Origin of the sequence: Flagellimonas sp. (genome assembly GCF_965215805.1) — a bacterium.
Lineage (GTDB): Bacteria > Bacteroidota > Bacteroidia > Flavobacteriales > Flavobacteriaceae > Flagellimonas.
Genome location: NZ_OZ244124.1, coordinates 234717 through 249741, shown reverse-complemented (window position 1 = coordinate 249741; position 15025 = coordinate 234717). Strand labels below are relative to the sequence as shown.

The following is a 15025-nucleotide window of genomic DNA, read 5'->3' as shown; positions in this document are numbered from 1 at the left end:
TTTTAAACACCAAACACCAAACACCAAACACCAAACACCAAACACCAAACACCAAACACCAAACACCAAACACCAAACACCAAACACCAAACACCAAACACCAATAACCAACCCATGGAAATCCTTGATGGAAAAAAAGTATCCAACCAAATAAAAGACGAAATAGCCATTGAAGTGGCGCAAATGAAGGAACGGGGTGAAAAAGTACCTCATTTGGCTGCAGTTTTGGTGGGAAATGATGGCGCTAGCCTCACCTATGTTGGGAGCAAAGTGCGCTCCTGCAAAAAAATTGGCTTTGAGTCTACCTTGATCCATCTTCCGGAAGAAACCTCAGAAGAAGAATTATTGAGTCAGGTTCATGCACTCAATGCAAATCCTGACATTGACGGATATATAGTTCAATTACCCCTTCCCAAACATATAGACGAGCAAAAAGTGCTCATGGCTGTGGATCCAGATAAGGATGTGGATGGCTTTCATCCCACCAACTTTGGAAAAATGGCCTTGGATATGGAATCCTTCATTCCTGCCACTCCCTTTGGTATTATGGAGCTGTTGCGCAGGTATGATGTGGATACCTCGGGCAAGCATACTGTTGTTATTGGAAGAAGCCACATCGTGGGTAGGCCTATCAGTATTTTGATGAGCCAAAAAGGAAAGGCAGCAGATTCCACCGTAACCATTACCCATAGTAGAACCAAGGATCTAAAGAGTCTCACCCTACAAGCAGACATTGTGGTTTCGGCACTTGGGGTTCCCAATTTCTTGAAAGCCGATATGGTCAAAGATGGGGTAGTCATTATTGATGTGGGGATAACCCGAGTCCCAGATGAATCTAGGGAGCGGGGCTATTACATTACTGGTGATGTGGATTTTGACGGAGTTAGTCAAAAGGCCTCCTATATTACCCCCGTACCTGGTGGTGTAGGGCCAATGACCATTGCCATGTTGCTCAAAAACACCTTATTGGCAAGGGAAAGGCATCAGATGAAAAACTAGCTTATCCACCTCAGGGCAAGCGGATTAATATGCTATATTTAGCATAAAACTAATTCAATCCGACCGCCATGAGGGCGTATCTTTCAACCTTTCTCACGGCCTTGTTCTTTGTGCCTGGTCCCAACCTCTTTGGCCAACGTTATCACACCACCCGATATGCTGATGACAGTGGATTACCTTCGCGGATTGTCAATGATGTTATCCAAGACCAACAGGGATTTATTTGGGTTGCGGGGAACAATGGACTCTACAAGTTTGATGGCAAGAAATTCAACCCTTATCTGGCTTCCTTAAAGGATACCCTTGGGTTGAGGGACAACAAAATTACCTCCCTAATCCAAGCTAAGGATGGCAAAATGTGGATCGGCACGGCCAAGGGGCTTCATCTAATGCAGGGCGATAGCATCAGGTATTTCCAGTTGTTGGATGAACCCACTGATAGCCAGGATTATGTGCTCAACGTTTTTGAAGACCGGAATGAAAACCTGTGGATTGGAACCTACGGAGGGCTTTTTCTGGTGGAAAAATCCAAGAAAGCCACTCATTTTTTTGATGGAGAAGGTAAAGCTTCCGTTTCAAAGACTACCATTTGGCGTATTACGGAGGACCATAAAGGTAGGTTATGGATAGCTGCCAAAAATGGCCCTTTTGTTATGGATTCCCATCAAGATTTTCAATTCAAAAAGGTAAAGACCCTGTTGCTGGGTGGTTTACAAGATGTGGAAACCTTGGATTTTTTTGGCTTTAGGCAATACAATGATTCGATTATGCTGGTGGAATCCAACAAAGGTATTTTGAAAGGTGTCATTGATGGTAGCCATTCCATGAGAATAAGCAAGTTTTTGGATGAAAGCGGGAAGGAACTGGAAGAGCATTTCATTGAAAACTTTATGATTACGCCCAATAGGGATATATGGGCTGCCACTTGGAAGAAAAACTTTAAAAAATATCGATACCAAGAAGGACGTTTATTGGAGCAATCCGTAATATCCAAAAACGGTTTGTTGAACATGTCGGGAAATTCCAAATCCGTATTTGAGGACAAGCAGGGCAACATTTGGATCACCAACACCAATGGCCTTTACAAATTAAGTAGGACAAGGGAGGAAGTCCTGGTGTTCCCTCCGAGGTATAAAGCGGATTGTTTGTCGGACTTTTATGGAATATATTCCATTAAGGAAGACCAAAAGTCCAATTTGTGGATCACCACCTCCACCAAACTTTATCGCATAAAAAAACAAGAGGTGTTGGAGGGAAAATGCCCGGAAGCACATTTAGTCTTTGAGGATGGGGATATGCAACTTTCGCGAGATATTAACATCGACAGCCAAAACAGACTATGGATTGGTGCGGATGGTGGGCTTTTTGTCACCCAATTGGACAGGGAACAGCGTCCGGGTCCATTCCACAAAATTGATAAATCCGATGGTCTGCCTTCCAATTGGTCTTATGATGTCCTGGAAATTGCAAAAGACACCTTTTGGGTCGGAAACTACACTGGACTGGTTCGGATGATTCTTCCCGAAGGAAATTTTAGGAAACCCGAGATTGAGGTCTTTACTTCCGAAGAGGATAACCCCAATAGTCTGGTTAATTCCCAGGCTATGGATTTGGAATGGGATGGAGCGGGCAATTTGTGGATAGGCACGTTCAATGGAGTTAGCCGGCTTCCGAAGGGGGAAAACAAGGGGTATTTTGAGAATTATACCCATTCATTCGGCAAATTTGAAGGTTTGAGCCATAATTCCGTCAAAAAAATTTTTAGGGATAGCGGGGATAGGCTCTGGATAGCCACACAACGGGGATTAAACCTATACAGGCCAGATATCAATGGATTTTATCAGTTTGGACATGCGGAGGGATTACCTTCGGAATACATTCTGGGCATACAGGAAGATTCCAAGGGGTTTTTATGGGTTTGTACCACCAATGGCGTGCTTAGAGCGAGATATGATGTGGAAAGCAATCAATTTAAGGAACGCCAGCACTATACCTCCCAAACAGGTTTGGCAGACAATATTCCCTATAGAAATTCCATTTGGATTGATAAATGGAACAATGTTTTTATTGGGAGTAGGGAGGGGATAAGTGTAATAGGGAACCATTTTACCGAAACCCAAGATGTGGATTTTGATTTGGTGCTCATAGCTTCCGAGGTAATGCAAAAGGGAACCCATGGCTTCACTTCGATACCCAATGGTGGGGATAACAGGGAAATTATTTTATCACATAAGGAAAATACGATAAGAATAGATTACCGAGCCCTGGATTTTACCCAACCTGAAAATCTTGAATATAGACACAAATTATTACCTGGAGATGACGCTTGGGTCTTCACTGGAGCCAATCCTGAGTTAACATACTACAATCTTCCCCCGGGGGATTATCAGTTGGTTTTGGATGGGAGCAATTCCGTAGGCAAATGGTCAGAGAGTCCCATAACCCTCAATTTTTCCATAGCTCCACCATTTTGGAGGTCTACATGGGCATATGTATTGTACGTGCTGCTTTTAGCTGGAATATTACGATTCTTTTACCTCTTGCGCATTGGAAAAAAAGAACGGGAGTTGGAACAAAAAGCGCAATTGGAACAAGCATTGATGGAAGAACGCGAACAGTTGCGAAAAGATAATGCAGCCGATTTTCATGATGAATTGGGTTCCATGATCACCAAGATTTCCCTCTTTTTGGAAATGGCACAGCGCCAACTGGAAGAAAATAAAGATCCCTTACCCTTTTTCAACAAGATTAGGAACAATCTTAAAGGCCTTTCCGGGGGGTTCAGGGATTTACTTTGGGTAATTGATCCACAAAAGGACAGTCTTGAGGATACATTTATCCGTCTTAAGGATTTTGGCGAGGAGTTTTTTGATAAAAGCCAAGTGACCTTCACGTCCAGTCCCCTCATTCCAGGATTGGAGGCCAAACAACTCAGCCCCAAAAGCAAGAAACAAGCTATCATGATTTTCAAGGAAGCCATGACCAATAGCCTAAAATATGCCAAAGCCACACAGGCTCAGTTAAACCTCATTTGTCATAACGATTGGTCCACTTTGGAATTCATGGACAATGGGGTCGGTTTTAATGTTGCCCAAAAGTCCAAGGGAAGGGGATTGAAGAATATGAGGGTCCGTGCTGCCAAAATTGAGGCAGAACTGGAGATATTGTCTTCCGCTGAGGGAACCATCATCCGATTGGATAGAATACCCCATACGGGGGATACAAATTCTTGACAAGTTGATTAACTTGTAGGAGTATCATGGAGCAGACCATACATTTGGCGATTGTGGAGGACGATAATGAGATTCGTCAGGCCCTTTGCATGATTATTGACGGCTCACCGGGATTTACTTGTAAATATGCTTTTCCTGATGGTGAATCGGCTTTGGCTTCCATAGGAAACCTTCCCGTGGATATTGTGCTTATGGATATTGACCTTCCGGGAAAGTCAGGTATCGAAGTGACCCGTAAACTGAAATCGGAAAACCCGGAAATCGATTTTATCATGCTCACCGTACAATCCGACGATGATTCCATTTTCAAGTCTTTATGCGCAGGTGCTTCGGGGTATCTACTTAAAGAAACCAGTCCATCCAGCCTATTGGACCACATTCGGGAAGTGTATCTGGGAGGGTCGCCCATGAGCAGTAAGATTGCAAGGAGAATCATCAATTCTTTTCGGGTGATTCAAAACCCCCTTAGCAGTCGCGAAATGGAAATACTGGAGATGTTGGGTCAGGGTTTAAACTATAAGGATATTGCCAAAGACATCTTTTTAAGTCCACATACCGTAAAGACGCATATCAAAAACATCTATAGCAAACTTCACGTAAAAAACAGGGCGGAGGCCATCTATAAGGCCATCAAGCAGAACCTGATTTGATTATAAGCCATTTGGAAATACCTCTTTTGGGCGATTGATGCAAGTTGTTCTAAATCAGATATTTGGAATAACAACATAAATATTTTCAACATGGGAACATTAAAATCAATACAAATGGTCATACTGTCGGTACTATTCCTGACCTGCTATGGCGTACAAGGGCAGAAACTTCTTAGGAAAGTCAAAAAGCAAGTGGAAGATAAAGCTGCGGAAGTGATGGATGAAGGGCTTAATGGTAACAAGCAAAAATCCGAAAAAGAAGATGGCCGCACGGACGAATACATCACGGCTTCAGGCAAAAGCAAAATCAATCCACATTTTATAGATCGGAGCAACTTACTCTTTTTCGACAATTTTGATAATGAGAAACCAGGGGAATTCCCCAGCAAATGGACTCAGGTGGATGGAACCGTTGAAAACGGACATTTTATTTCGGGAAATAGAAAAGATGGCGTAGTGCAGATGGTATCTTCCAGAAGTGAGATCAAGCCAACTTTTGATAAAGACGATTATTTGGGGGAGTCTTTTAAAATAGAATTGGAACACCATTTTTGGCAGCAAGGCAACGAGGCCTATGTTATCCAATTGTTCGGCTCCAGAAGTAGCAGACCTGCCTATACCATTTACCTCAGGGGAACCAATGTGGCACCTGGATCGGAATCTTTGGCCTATATGGCAGGGAAGCAGTCACCCGGATGGTTTACTTCCCAAATCTCCTTTAACAGAGGAAACCTAAAGGTCTTTGTAAACGGGCAGCAATTGGTGAACAATCCAGATATAAACATTAGGGAATTCACCCATTTGAGCTTGTATACCCTGTCTCCGGGATCTACAAGGGGCGATGGACATACCAAGGCTCGAATCAATTATTTTATGATTGCAAAGGAAGGACTACCGCTTTATGATAGGATCGTGACCAACGGCCGCATAGTTGTCCGGGATATCTATTTTGACGTGGACAGATACGACATCAAACCGGAATCGTATCCTTCTTTGGACAAGATTGTGAAGATGATGAAGGAGCATCCCAATATGGAGGTTACCATAGAAGGTCACACAGATTCCAATGGCAGCAACGAATCCAACTTAACCCTCTCTGAAAATCGGGCTGGGGCCGTAAAGAATTATATGGTTTCCAAAGGAATCAAAAGGTACCGACTTGCCAGCAAGGGCTTTGGCGAAGAAAAACCAGTAAGCCTCGGGAACGATGAAAATGCTTGGGCCATGAACAGGAGGGTTGAGTTTGTTTTGCACAATTAAATGTACCTTTAAAGGAGCATCAAACAATTAAACAAACTTCAAAATCAACAGGTTATGAAAAAAATGATAGCCATCCTGTCCTGTTTACTGCTTATGGGACTTTCTTGCAAAAAGAAGACCGATTCCGAAGAAAGTAAGTCCGATACGATAGAAGTCGGGGATTCCCATTCGGATAGTTCAGATTCCGCTGAAGCGATTAAGGATTGCGATGATTTCTTGGCGTCCTATGAAGAGTGGACGGATGATTATCTTGAATTTTTGGGGAAGTACAAGGATAATCCAGCTGCAGCGCTTTCGGACAAACAATACAGCGAAATGCTAATGAGAGCCTCCTCCTGGTCCTCAGATTGGGTGGCCATAGCAACTTCCTGCGCAGGAAATCCTAGGTATGAAAGTCGATTCTCCGAGATTTCTGATAATATGGATGAGAAACTGAAGGATATGGGATTCAAATAGAAAATATCCAAATCCAAACTAAGAGGCCTTAGCAATTGCTAAGGCTTTTTTATGCTTTTATTCCTTGTTCGTTTTCAGCATTGACCATTTGGTTTTCTTCCTCGTCAGGAGTCAAAAAATCCAAATCATTGTCACCTTCATCGTTGGTGCAACTTGAAAGGGCCAGGGAAGAAAAAAGAAGCGTGATAAACAACAGAACAGTTTTCATAATTCACGATTTGGGCTTAAAAAATGCCTGTTCAACTTAAAATATAACGGATTGTCCCGGCCAATCTTATTTTTTCAAGCATTTATTCGATAAATTGTATCCAAATCAACTGAGATGTCTGGCACAACTAGAAACAAAATCGCGTGGGTTGTATTTGCCTTTTTGGCCATAGGAGTAGGGTTTTATCCCGTTTTGTATTGGGTAACTTCGGAACCATTTGGCCTTTTACTGGGCAAGGCTTCGACACTTTTGGATAATCATCTTTGGAACATTGGATTTTACGGCCATATCACCTTTGGTGGGATAGCGCTTTTGACCGGATGGTCGCAGTTCAGCAAAAAACTAAGATCTCGAAAATTAAAACTTCATAGGAACTTGGGCAAAATCTACGTGCTTTCTGCATTGATCAGTGGGGTTTGTGCAGTTTATATTGGGTTTTACGCCACTGGGGGTTGGATTACCTCTTTGGGTTTTATTGGCTTGGGATTGGTTTGGTTGTATACGACCCTCAAAGCTTATTTCGCGATTAGGGCCAAAGATTTGGGGCTGCATCAAGGCATGATGATTTACAGCTACGCAGCCTGTTTTGCGGCTGTTACCCTACGTATCTGGTTGCCACTTTTGACCCTGGCTTTCGGAGAGTTTTTAATTGCCTATAAAATTGTGGCCTGGTTATGCTGGGTACCCAACATGTTTTTTGCCTATTTCTGGGTGCGGAAAAAGGGAATTTCCCTGGTCTAACCAATTAAGGTTCCAAAACTTTGAGCTTGATATTACGGAAATCTATGGGTTGACCTTCACTTTGAAGCGCAATAAACCCCTCTTTTAAAGGCTTTCCGTCAATTTTTATGCTTTCGTCATATCTGTTGGCTACGCCGCCACCTATCTGTGGATGGGTATATTCCAAAACCTTTTCCCCATTAATGATGTGTGTGACCAAGGAATCCCCATGTACAATGAGCTCTGCCTTGACCCATTCATTGGGTTTATAGGTCTTACTGGTAGAGCTGATACAATGTCTTGGATCTATTTTGCCTTCAAAAACAACATCTGTGCCAGGAGAACACATATTTCCAGTGGGCCGAGCTTCCCCTTCATTGACCTCCGCCAGAAACTGCATCTCTACCGATATGGGCCAATCCTGTTCCTTGGGCATGGTACGCGGATCTTGGGAATGGAACATAAGTCCACTGTTGAGCACGGTATAGCTCGGGGCCGTATCGTACCATGGGCTGGCAAAACGATATTCCATGCTTAGGTGGTAATGGGAATATGGGGTATTGTAATACAAATGGCCGTAGCGTTCATTAAAGTCACCTTCGTAATTATCGTAGCGGACTCTGATCATGCCATTCTCTACCCGAAAAGTATCTCCAAAATTATCGCCCACCTCATAGTGATGGATTTTAACCGTCCAGTTCTCGATATCATTACCGTTGAACAAATGAACCCAGGGGCCTTCAGCTTGTGTTTGGATTTGCTCTTCCGGTTGTGCTTTGTCCGCGACTTTGGGTTTGCAATTCAGTAACAATAGGCAAAAAGCCAGCATGTAAGCTGGAAAGACAAGGTGGTTTAATCGGTTGGTCATGGAAATGGTTTTGGTTATTTTGCGAAAAGTTGTGACATATCCTTAAAGGCTTTAAACTCCAAGGCGTTTCCAGCTGGGTCTAAAAAAAACATGGTGGCTTGTTCACCTACATCTCCCTTAAATCGGATATAGGGCTCAATAATGAAATCCACTGCTTTTTGTTTCAAAGTGTTGGAGAAGCTTTCAAAGACTTCCCAGGGCAATACAACGCCGTAATGCGGAACGGGCACATTTTTGCCATCCACGGGGTTGGTGTGTAAAGATGACTCGGATTTTGGTTTGTAATGAATGACCAACTGGTGACCAAAAAGATTAAAATCTACCCAATGGTCGCTGCTTCGGCCTTCTTCGCAACCTAAAACCTCTCTATAAAAGGTTCGGCATTCCGCCAGATTATGTACGGGAATGGCAACGTGAAATGGTGTGATGTTATGCATAAGTAATAAAAGTAAAGTGCATTGGCCAACCGTGCAAATTGAATTGGAGTTTTGAAACCCTTCAACAGCTCATTCCAAGATTCTATAACATTCATGGTTTATGATGTGTTGGTGGTATAAAAAAATTCGCACATCACGCAATTGTGTTTACCTTTAGTAGCTGTCACTATAACCAATTGAATTACAAATTAAAATGAAGAAAATTGCCGTTCTGGTATCGCTGCTGATTGTAGGCGCATGTAAAGTGGGAAGTAAAGCTGTTGCTGAAAAAACAGTTGTCAAGGAAACCAATTCAACATCCGATAAATGGATTTATCTTTTTGATGGAACCAGTACCGAAGGTTGGCGTGCCTATAATGGGGATGCACTCCCTCCAGGTTGGACCATTAAGGACGGTGCCTTGACATTTGACACAGAACTGGGTTTGGAGCAGGATTATAAAGGGGGCAAAGACATCATTTATGGCGCTGAGGAGTTCGATAATTTTGAACTCTATCTGGAATGGAAAATCCCCGAAGGGGGTAATAGCGGAATCTTTTATCACGTTAAGGAAGGTTATGACGGTCCACCAGTAGTTTCACCTGAATATCAGCTAATCGATGACGAGAATTACGCCAAAATACACGATTTAACCGGGTATAATTCCCAGTTTGGGGCCGAGCACCCAGAATTGTTGCAAGATTGGCAGAAAACAGGTGCCGATTATGCCATGCACGTTGCGGATGAGTCCCAAAAAGTATTGAATCCGGTTGGGGAATGGAATTCTTCCAAAATTGTGTTCACCCCAGAAAAAGTGGAACATTGGCTTAATGGTAAAAAGCTGTTGGAATTTCAACCATGGTCCGAGGATTGGAACAAGAAGAAAAATTCAGGAAAGTGGGATAATGCCCCTGATTATGGAAAATACAAAAAAGGTTTTATAGCCTTACAAGATCATTCCAGCCCCATATGGTTCAAAAATATTAAAATCAAAAAGCTATAATGGCCACTATTGGAAGAATAGTTTCTTTGGGAATATTGTGCTGTCTTTTGGCGCAAATTCCCTGCAGTGCCCAAAACCAAACAACAAAAGATGAGGGTTTTGTGGAACTTTTCAATGGCAAAAATCTGGATGGATGGATTGGAAACAAACAGTCCTATCGTGTTGAAAATGGCTATATTGTAGTTGATCCAAGTGGGGGAGGAAGTGGAGGAAACCTTCTTACGGAAGGTGAATACGGTAATTTTGTATTCAGATTCGAATTTCAGTTGACCCCAGGGGCAAACAATGGATTGGGCATCCACGCACCTTTGGAAGGCGATGTGGCCTACCTTGGAAAAGAACTCCAAATATTGGACAATACAGCCGATAAATACGCCAATTTACAGCCCTATCAATACCATGGGTCGGTTTATGGGGTTATTCCCGCTAAACAAGGCTTTCTGAAACCCGTTGGTGAATGGAATGTTCAGGAAGTAACCGTCAATGGCCCAAAAATTAAGGTGGTGCTCAATGGAACCATTATTGTTGATACGGATTTACAGGAGGCTACCAAAAATGGAACCTTGGATAAAAAAGACCATCCCGGTTTGAAAAAAGACATAGGACATATTGGCTTTTTAGGACATGGGGATGTTGTTCGCTTTAGAAATATCAAAATCAAAGAATTACCGTCAAAAAAATAATTTATAAAAGTATAATATGAGTAAGAAGACATCAAATCAAGATAGGAGGGATTTTCTGAAGAAAAGTGGTGTGGGAGCCCTAGGGTTATTGGCCGCACCTTCCCTTCTAAGCGCCCATGAGAAATTAAGAGCAATAAAGCCGGATGGCCGAATTAGGACAGCGCATATTGGTGTGGCCAATATGGGAGCTGCGGATCTCAACGATATTTCATCACACCCACAAGTGGATGTGGTGGCACTTTGTGATGTTGATGCCATCAATTTATCTACGGCACGAAAGCAACATCCCAAAGCCCGCGTATTTTTTGACTACCGTGTGATGTTGGAGGAGATGGCCGATGATATTGATGCGGTAATAGTTTCCACTCCAGACCATACCCATGCCCCTGCCTCATTGTTGGCCATGGAGAAGGACAAGCACGTCTATTGTCAAAAACCATTGACCCATTATGTCTCCGAATCCAGGGCGATGAAGAAAATGGCTGAGGACAAAGGTTTGGTTACCCAAATGGGAATACAAGTACATTCGTTCTACGATTATAAATTAGCCACCTTGTTGATACAGGATGGTATTATTGGTAAAGTACACACGGTTCATGCATGGAGTCCAAAATCTTGGGGCTACAACGGCGCTGAGCCGGAAGGGGAAGATCCTGTGCCAGCTCAGTTGGACTGGAACCTTTGGTTGGGTACTTCGGCAGAACGGCCCTACAAGGAAGGATACTACCATCCAGGGAACTGGCGAAAACTAATGGACTATGGATGCGGTACCTTGGGCGACATGGGGGTTCACATTTTTGACACCCCTTATAATGCACTGAACTTGGATGTGCCCATGACCATTAAGAATGAATGCCGCGAACCAAACGGTTATGGATATCCGGAAAATAACACAGTTACTTACGAATTTCCCGGTACGGACTACACGGGTAAAACCCTAAAGTGGATTTGGTACGATGGTCCAGGCATGCCTCCTGCCCATGAAGATTTGGTGCTTCCAGGTGCAAAGACCGCGGGCAAAAAGAAACAAACTGTAAAAAACAACAATTCTTTGGATGCTGGAGTAGCGGCAGAGGGTCAGTTACCAGAACAGGGCGCTATGTTCGTGGGAACAAAAGGACGTTTGCTATTGCCTCATTTTATGCAGTTGCCCAGAAAAATTGTTCGGGGCAAATATGTGGACATTTCCAAGGATATTGCCAAGCAAAATTTGGGAGCACCTGTTAGAAACTATGCCAGCGAAGGACCCAAGCACTATCATCAATTTATTGATGCCTGCCTGGGCAAGGACAAATGTACAGCTCCCTTTGAGTACGCTGCTCGTTTGACTGAGACCATTCTATTAGGTGTGATTGCCGGTCGTTTCCCCAATCAAACCTTGCATTGGGATAGTGAAAAGGCAAAATTTGCAGAGGAAGAAGCCAACCAATATTTGGCTGGGGAGTACAGAAAGTTCTAGTCAGCCCTTTTTAAAATTTGGAAATCCCAAATGCGAAAGTGTTTGGGATTTTTTATGGTAGGAGTTAGGCCACAAGAAAGCTGATGATCTCATCATTGATCTCTTCCTGATGCATGGAATGCCCTAAACCTTCAGTGCTGACCAATCTACTTCCCTTCCAGGATGCATGGACTTGTTTGGAGGCGTGATAGGGTGCTACCATATCCAATTTATCATGAAAGAGCAAGCCTTTCTTGGTGTTTGTCTTGGCGAACTTTGAGGTGGAAAAATCCCTGATGTGAAATCCAAAACGGTTAAGGATGTAATTATCCAATATTCCCATAAATCGGTCATTGAATTTCAAAATATCCTGGTACTGCTGCATAATTTCATGAAACTCCGAAGGAGCGCCTATCACCACCATTTTTTTAACCCCTGGGTTTGGGTTTTTATACTCGTTGTACATCAAGGTCATACCGCCTACGGAATGCCCAACAAGATACTTGGGATCATACTTTTTAACCATATGATGCAGGGCCTGCTCATATAATGGCACATATAAAAGTTTACCAGTGGAATAGCCATGGGATGGGGCATCAAAAGCTACGATATTGAAATCAGCTTCTTTGAGTTTTTGGATGAGGTTACGCCACCTGAAGGTGTTACTTTCCCATCCATGGACCAAAAGAACGGTTTCCTTGTTGCCTGACCAATGATACGACTGAAGTTGGTGTCCTGCTACCTGCTCAACTTCCAATTTTGCATCATCCAAATAGTCTTTTTGTTGGGGCAAAACCCTGCCTTTTCTAACGGTACAAAAAAGATTGAAGGCTTTATGGGCCATTTTCTTTGGGAGGATTAATGAGGAAATATTGAAATATTGACCGTAGGCCAAGGGAACTATTTTGGCAATCAGTTTTTTCATGACGGTTACTTTTTGTAACTTACTCTATAATAGATACTAAAAGTACATATTCCTTTTAGAAGAAAAAAGAAGTCACCTCAATTCAACTTGGTATAGGAATGGAAACTGTTACTGATAATCAGAAAGTTAGAACAGCAAAAAAATTGGAAAAAATGTTTGGGCATATCGATTACAAGAACCCACCGGAACTCTGCCCCGTGAGGGATGTAATGTCCGTGGCCTCAGATCAATGGAGCGCCCTTATCATCCTATGGTTGGGATATTTTCCTGTCTTAAGGTTCAACAAGCTTAAAAAATTTGTGTACGGCATCTCCAACAAAGTGCTTAGCCAACGGCTAAAAGTGCTGGAAGCAGATGGTTATATACAACGAAAAGCCTATGCAGAGGTACCCATCCGAGTAGAATACAGCTTAACGGATTTTGGTCAATCTTATGTGGAAAAACTGCTGGAACTCACCGAATGGATGCAAACCAATAGCCCAAAAGTGTTGGCTAATAGGGAAAAGTATGGCTTGATTTAATCCCTAAGCCGATTCCAAATATCCAGGTACATCTTCCAAGTATCTGCCTCTTTTTTCCAGACCACCACATATTTTCCTTTCCAGGGTATCACTGGATCATCTCCTTTTTGACTGGTTCCCTGATAATGGCCATAGTCATAGGCATAATTTCCCAAAACCTTGATTTCAGAGGCATCCATACTGTGGGTTAGAATCTTGGTGTCCTTACCCAACATCCATCTGGATTTAATGGCTTCCCTGCCCTCAACAATGGGGGTTCCCAAGGGCATCAATTTGGCATCAAGAGTGTAGCAATCGGCCATGGTATCAAAATCTTGTGCTATGTATGCTTTGGAAAATCTCTTGGAGGCTGCCCTAATTTGTTGCTGTGTTTCAGCAGTACCCCTATTGATTTTTCCATTGGTACAATCAATTTTCCAGGTAGGAAAGACCACGGACTCTGTTTTATCCACCCATTCCCCAATCCATTTAAAACCCTTGTCGTCAATATCGTAAAAAGATAAGCGGTAAAACCCATCCATGCCGTTGGGGGCTTTTTGTTCCCTATACAGGACTATTTTTCCCTCCTCGGTTTTACGTCCCTCCCATACGGGAAGCACTGTGGAAGGTGCTCTTGTAGAGTAATAGTGTACATACCAGCGGGTACTATCTGGAATAAATTGGCGGATGCTCCCCGAGTAAGTCCCGTCCACTTTGAGGGTTTCATCCTGAACACCCATTCCATTCATGATGTATTTAAAGCGCCAAACCATATCAACGGGTTCCGCCCAGGTTTGATCTGCATTCCTGGTTTCAGACTTGCAATTACATTCGCCAATCATAGGAGCAAAATCCATTAGTTCTTTTGGAGCTTCAGGATTGGGAAGGCCAAAAGGGTGCTCGGACGAAGGTTCAAAATTGTATTGTGCAAAAACAAGAATGGGCAACAACAGAAAGGAAGAGAGTGTTGATAGTTTCATGGGTTGGACTTTGTCCAATCAAAATACCCAAATTGAAACAAGAGATGGGCTCCATTAAGAATATATTAACAGCTCACTCCCATCCCAACATCAAATATTTGATTTTGGCCGTATTCGGAATTTGAACCTCCTCAATATTGCTTGTGACATAGCGCAAATTGTCAGGTAGCTCTTCTTTATCAATGGTAAAGTATAAATTACTGCCCTTTGGAAATACCACAATACTGTTCAGGGTTGTCACAATCTTCTTAATTCCATAGCCGTTTTGGATGTCTTGAAATGTGCTGTTCAGTCCTATCCCTTTGTCTGAAACATATCTGGCGTCAAAAAACCGTACATTTTCAATTGTGGGGATGCTATCTGCATTGGGAGTGAGCGTTAGCAAATGCTTTCCGCCCTTTTCAAAAATCTTGATTTTTTTAGCTTTGGCCCCCACTTGAAGGTTTGTGGTATCCTGAACCACGGAATCTTGTGCAAACACCGTTCTAATGTCCTCCACTGTCGTATCCTTGGTCAAAGGACCTACGCTGTTTTCTGAAATAAGGAAAGTGGTTTCCTTTGGTGTGCAGCCAAAAACTATCAAACTCAAAATTCCAAAAATGAGAATTGTTTTTTTCATCTTTCTAACATCTAACATCTAACATCTAACATCTAACATCTAACATCTAACATCTAACATCTAACAT

The 15025-nt window shown here is 42.7% G+C and carries 16 protein-coding genes; 10 read left to right on the top strand and 6 right to left on the bottom strand.

Annotation, left to right across the window (positions count from 1 at the left end; genetic code table 11):
• Positions 1 to 114: 114 nt before the first annotated feature.
• From folD to ACOOE0_RS01075, 5 genes are all read left to right on the top strand, one after another.
• Positions 115 to 999, top strand: coding sequence for a bifunctional methylenetetrahydrofolate dehydrogenase/methenyltetrahydrofolate cyclohydrolase FolD (folD, locus tag ACOOE0_RS01095; protein ID WP_420400651.1), 885 nt, complete (start codon positions 115 to 117; stop codon positions 997 to 999).
• Between the two features lie 68 nt (positions 1000 to 1067).
• Positions 1068 to 4232 (top strand): two-component regulator propeller domain-containing protein, encoded by a 3165-nt coding sequence (locus ACOOE0_RS01090; RefSeq protein ID WP_420400650.1) that lies wholly within the window; start codon positions 1068 to 1070, stop codon positions 4230 to 4232.
• Positions 4233 to 4258: 26 nt separating this feature from the next.
• Positions 4259 to 4882 (top strand): response regulator, encoded by a 624-nt coding sequence (locus ACOOE0_RS01085; protein ID WP_420400649.1) that lies wholly within the window; start codon positions 4259 to 4261, stop codon positions 4880 to 4882.
• Between the two features lie 90 nt (positions 4883 to 4972).
• The gene (locus ACOOE0_RS01080; protein ID WP_420400648.1) at positions 4973 to 6142 is read left to right on the top strand and encodes an OmpA family protein; all 1170 of its coding nucleotides are present in this window, start codon (positions 4973 to 4975) and stop codon (positions 6140 to 6142) included.
• A gap of 54 nt (positions 6143 to 6196) precedes the next feature.
• Positions 6197 to 6598 carry a hypothetical protein gene (locus ACOOE0_RS01075; RefSeq protein ID WP_420400647.1) on the top strand — a complete coding sequence of 134 codons (402 nt, stop codon included), beginning with the start codon at positions 6197 to 6199 and terminating at the stop codon, positions 6596 to 6598.
• Positions 6599 to 6647: 49 nt separating this feature from the next.
• Here the strand turns inward: ACOOE0_RS01075 and ACOOE0_RS01070 are convergent, their stop codons facing one another.
• A complete protein-coding gene (locus ACOOE0_RS01070; protein ID WP_161991941.1) occupies positions 6648 to 6806 on the bottom strand; it encodes a hypothetical protein in 159 nt (52 codons plus the stop codon).
• Positions 6807 to 6920: 114 nt separating this feature from the next.
• Here ACOOE0_RS01070 and ACOOE0_RS01065 point away from each other — a divergent pair, with 114 nt between their 5' ends.
• On the top strand, positions 6921 to 7547 hold the full coding sequence (locus ACOOE0_RS01065; protein WP_420400646.1) for a DUF2306 domain-containing protein: 627 nt from the start codon (positions 6921 to 6923) through the stop codon (positions 7545 to 7547).
• A 4-nt stretch (positions 7548 to 7551) separates the two neighbouring features.
• On the opposite strand, the gene ACOOE0_RS01060 is transcribed toward ACOOE0_RS01065, so the two are convergent.
• Complete coding sequence (locus tag ACOOE0_RS01060) at positions 7552 to 8394, bottom strand: 3-keto-disaccharide hydrolase (RefSeq protein ID WP_420400645.1); 843 nt, start codon at positions 8392 to 8394, stop codon at positions 7552 to 7554.
• A gap of 14 nt (positions 8395 to 8408) precedes the next feature.
• Entirely contained in the window at positions 8409 to 8831 is a 423-nt protein-coding gene (locus tag ACOOE0_RS01055; protein WP_420400644.1) for a VOC family protein, read from the bottom strand.
• Positions 8832 to 9024: 193 nt separating this feature from the next.
• Here ACOOE0_RS01055 and ACOOE0_RS01050 point away from each other — a divergent pair, with 193 nt between their 5' ends.
• Genes ACOOE0_RS01050 through ACOOE0_RS01040 form a run of 3 tightly spaced genes read left to right on the top strand, consistent with a single transcriptional unit; the run spans position 9025 to position 11955 of the window.
• The gene (locus ACOOE0_RS01050) at positions 9025 to 9813 is read left to right on the top strand and encodes a 3-keto-disaccharide hydrolase (protein WP_420400643.1); all 789 of its coding nucleotides are present in this window, start codon (positions 9025 to 9027) and stop codon (positions 9811 to 9813) included.
• On the top strand, positions 9813 to 10496 hold the full coding sequence (locus ACOOE0_RS01045) for a 3-keto-disaccharide hydrolase (RefSeq protein ID WP_420400642.1): 684 nt from the start codon (positions 9813 to 9815) through the stop codon (positions 10494 to 10496). The genes ACOOE0_RS01050 and ACOOE0_RS01045 overlap by 1 nt, the downstream gene beginning before the upstream one ends.
• Positions 10497 to 10512: 16 nt before the next feature.
• On the top strand, positions 10513 to 11955 hold the full coding sequence (locus tag ACOOE0_RS01040; protein WP_420400641.1) for a Gfo/Idh/MocA family protein: 1443 nt from the start codon (positions 10513 to 10515) through the stop codon (positions 11953 to 11955).
• A gap of 64 nt (positions 11956 to 12019) precedes the next feature.
• Here ACOOE0_RS01040 and ACOOE0_RS01035 read toward each other — a convergent pair whose 3' ends face one another.
• Complete coding sequence (locus tag ACOOE0_RS01035; RefSeq protein ID WP_420400640.1) at positions 12020 to 12859, bottom strand: alpha/beta fold hydrolase; 840 nt, start codon at positions 12857 to 12859, stop codon at positions 12020 to 12022.
• Positions 12860 to 12957: 98 nt separating this feature from the next.
• On the opposite strand from ACOOE0_RS01035, the gene ACOOE0_RS01030 reads away from it, so the two are divergent.
• Entirely contained in the window at positions 12958 to 13380 is a 423-nt protein-coding gene (locus ACOOE0_RS01030) for a winged helix-turn-helix transcriptional regulator (RefSeq protein WP_420400639.1), read from the top strand.
• Here ACOOE0_RS01030 and ACOOE0_RS01025 read toward each other — a convergent pair.
• Together ACOOE0_RS01025 and ACOOE0_RS01020 are read right to left on the bottom strand one after the other, a co-directional pair.
• Entirely contained in the window at positions 13377 to 14339 is a 963-nt protein-coding gene (locus tag ACOOE0_RS01025) for a YybH family protein (protein WP_420400638.1), read from the bottom strand. The genes ACOOE0_RS01030 and ACOOE0_RS01025 overlap by 4 nt on opposite strands.
• Before the next feature lie 73 nt (positions 14340 to 14412).
• Positions 14413 to 14958 carry a hypothetical protein gene (locus ACOOE0_RS01020; RefSeq protein ID WP_420400637.1) on the bottom strand — a complete coding sequence of 182 codons (546 nt, stop codon included), beginning with the start codon at positions 14956 to 14958 and terminating at the stop codon, positions 14413 to 14415.
• Between the last annotated feature and the right edge of the window lie 67 nt (positions 14959 to 15025).